Genomic DNA, 2,809 nt, shown 5'->3' with positions numbered 1-2,809 from the left:
GATCGAGGATAGCACCTGCATACACTTTGTTTCTATGTATCAAGTAAAGCAGGGACTCGCCAGCCTCAGAACCGCGCAAAGCCCCGGAATCCGGGAGCATCAGCAGAAAAACAGCGATCAGGGACAAAACATCCTTACGATCCAGCTCGATTGAAACTCTCATGCCCAGCTCCTCAGTGGTGATGGCAAATTTTCTCATCACGACCAGGAACATAACGGGCGAGGTTTGCGCCTCCACTCCAGAGCCAAAAAACGAAGGAGTCTTCGGTAAAGTGGGGGTGTAACAGCACCCCACAGGATCCGGGAGGGGGGTGAAGAACATTTCGCAATACTACCCAGAGCGCCAAAAGCAAAATCAACAGCACCCATGCTGGGGGCCTCCGCTCCCGGCCGGTGGCCAGGAACAGAGCGCCAGAGGGTGATTTGATCAGCGAAGGGTCAAGGGTTCGCTCCGCCCGGGACTCCGTTCGCCGCGACGGTGAAGCGAGTCACGACGAGCCGGGGTCGCGGCCCCTGACCTGAGGAATTTCAACGGTGGATGGACTGGCCTCGATCGGAGTACGGGAACCTGTTCCCGTATGGAGGTCGAGGGGACAAGCGCAGCGCGTCAGGCCTCGGCGGCCCTTGTTCGTAAAGCCATCACTTGCGTGGCTGACAAATGGCGAAGCTCAGAATTGGAAAAAACCAGGTCAGCCCTCAACCACCTGGTTTCTTCGTCCCACTGGGCCAAATTGTCTATGAGAAACCTATAACGACCTTGATAAGCCTCCGCAAGATCCTCAGCAAGGGCCCTGTAAGCCTCTCCAGGCGTTTTTAACGCCAAATACACTGCATCTAGCACGGGGTCTGGTTTCGTTGCTCTGCCGACTTCCTGCGCCTTTTTGATGGCATATGCGTTGTATTCCTCTGCGCCAGTTTCGGGATCATCTGCTGGATTACCTGGGCAAAGTTTGTCCTCCCATGGGAGGACATAGGAGGCGCGGCCCAGGATGAACTGCAGGACGTAATCCGAAGGTATGGCGAGACGCTGCATGAGGAATTTTCCTATACGAAAATCGAATGGTAGCGCAGAGGGCTTTGGGCAGCGAAAGCTGCTTCCAGAGCGGCCAAAAGCCGCTCTGATAAACCGGCGTCGAAGACGACGGAAACAGCCTGACAGACGCCACCCGAGCCCACGAGGGGGGTGAGGAAAAATGGCCCCCAGGCCGAATTTTTCCGTTCTGCCCTGGTGCAGCCCGTCCAGGGCGAAACCAGGGTGCGAAGCATCCGGCCGCACCGCTTGCGTGCGCGTCAGGTGAAACCGGACCAACCTGGTTTCGAGCCGAAGCAGCAGAGGGAGGGACGGAGTCCCGCGCCGATGCGTCGCGCAGTCTCAGAAAGCGGGTTGGTCCGGCTTTGCCGGGCGCGCACGCGGGTGAATTTTCGAGACAAGCCCGTCCAGGGCGCAGGGGAGGAAAGAGGGTGGCGAATCGCGCAGCGATTCAGAACCCTGAAGGCCTTCCGGGGCGCTCCCCCGGGAGGTTTGGGCGTCCCGCAGGGGCGGCCACGGAGCCCCGCAGGGGTGACGGCATTTTGCTGTTGGGTTCTATGTTTTTAGCTCTTGGTGGTTGTATTGCAGGTCCTATTGTTTGGCCTATTGCCCCCGCAATAGGTGAGCCATAGGAGCGGCAATTTCAGGGAGTGAGTCAGGCAGGCGCTACGCTGTCGCCTGCCTCACTCCCTGATGCTCGCCGGCTGGTATGAGTCGCCCAGGTAGCGGTAGAACCGATCCAGGTACGGGAGCCCATCGAGCGGCTCATCGAGCAGCGAGTCGGGGATCTCAACGCCACGGAACAGGCCGAAGCTATTCAGCAGACGCTTGCCTTTGAGGATCTGCGCCGCGTGCCAGTTGTCGGCCAAGGTCAGATCGGAGAACTTCACGGCGTACTTGAACACCTCCATGAATCCCTCCACTGGATCACCCAGGATCGGCCTGCAATCCACAACCATGCTGTCGCCAGTGATCTTGTGCCACTCGGAGCTGAGGTCGGTTTGAGAGGGCTGTGAGGTCGCCAAAACAATCATGTGGCAATGCGGGTGCCAACCCTTGCCATTGTTCGTCAGCTCAAGGGTATAGACACCCCCTTCAGCCCTGCACAGTTCTGTCCATGGCGCTCTAGGCACACCGGCATTGAAGTGACGACGATGGGTCATCAGCTTGCGGAGGGACTTGCTGAGATGAGCTTGCCGCTCTTCCAGATCTGGACCGTTTTTGACTGTGAGTGTCAGCAGGTAGGGCCGCAGATCCGGGCGCTCTTCCTGGATCACCTGCCAACGAGTCAGGTAAGCCCCAAGGGCCTTTGCCCCGCGGCGAATGCCGCACAGCGGACAGACCAGGTGCTGCTTGCAAAACGTCGCGCTGTGCAGCCGTACCTTGCCCACGGTGAAGTACTCCCGGAAGTGCAGGTAATTCCCGCAACTGGCGAGGCCAGCAGCGGTCTTGATGGACGCTTGAGATGGTGCCTCACGCAGATGACAAAGCATCGCCTGAGACCTTGCGTGAGCGACGCCGTAGCGTGCTATTCTTTCGTCCAGAAGCCTAGCCTCGCTAGCTTCGTCGGCCCCTTTGAACTCCCCGCCTGCCAAGTTGGAAGAGTTCTCAGGGGTTTTTTTATGCGCCATATTCGGCCCCCTTTTTGATGGGATCGAGGATAGCACCTGCATACACTTTGTTTCTATGTATCAAGTAAAGCAGGGACTCGCCAGCCTCAGAACCGCGCAAAGCCCCGGAATCCGGGAGCATCAGCAGAAAAACAGCGATCAGGGACAA

The 2,809-nt window shown here is 58.3% G+C and carries 2 protein-coding genes; both read right to left on the bottom strand.

The annotated features are described in order from the left end of the window. Positions 1 to 607 precede the first annotated feature (607 nt). Positions 608 to 1,033 (bottom strand): hypothetical protein, encoded by a 426-nt coding sequence (locus HBO10_RS30965; RefSeq protein ID WP_073454712.1) that lies wholly within the window; start codon positions 1,031 to 1,033, stop codon positions 608 to 610. A gap of 680 nt (positions 1,034 to 1,713) precedes the next feature. Beyond that, positions 1,714 to 2,661 carry a protein rep gene (locus tag HBO10_RS30960; protein ID WP_169922255.1) on the bottom strand — a complete coding sequence of 316 codons (948 nt, stop codon included), beginning with the start codon at positions 2,659 to 2,661 and terminating at the stop codon, positions 1,714 to 1,716. Positions 2,662 to 2,809: the final 148 nt, after the last annotated feature.

Origin of the sequence: Pseudomonas sp. WS 5503 (assembly GCF_012985385.1) — a bacterium.
In the GTDB taxonomy this organism is placed as follows: Bacteria; Pseudomonadota; Gammaproteobacteria; order Pseudomonadales; family Pseudomonadaceae; genus Aquipseudomonas; species Aquipseudomonas paracarnis.
Note: the sequence above shows the minus strand (reverse complement) of the source record. Positions and strands in the feature narration are given on the sequence as shown.

Bases quoted from the DNA above. Each gene is read 5' to 3' on its own strand.
- HBO10_RS30965 (WP_073454712.1), bottom strand. From the start codon at position 1,033: ATGCAGCGTCTCGCCATACCTTCGGATTACGTCCTGCAGTTCATCCTG.
- HBO10_RS30960 (WP_169922255.1), bottom strand. From the start codon at position 2,661: ATGGCGCATAAAAAAACCCCTGAGAACTCTTCCAACTTGGCAGGCGGG.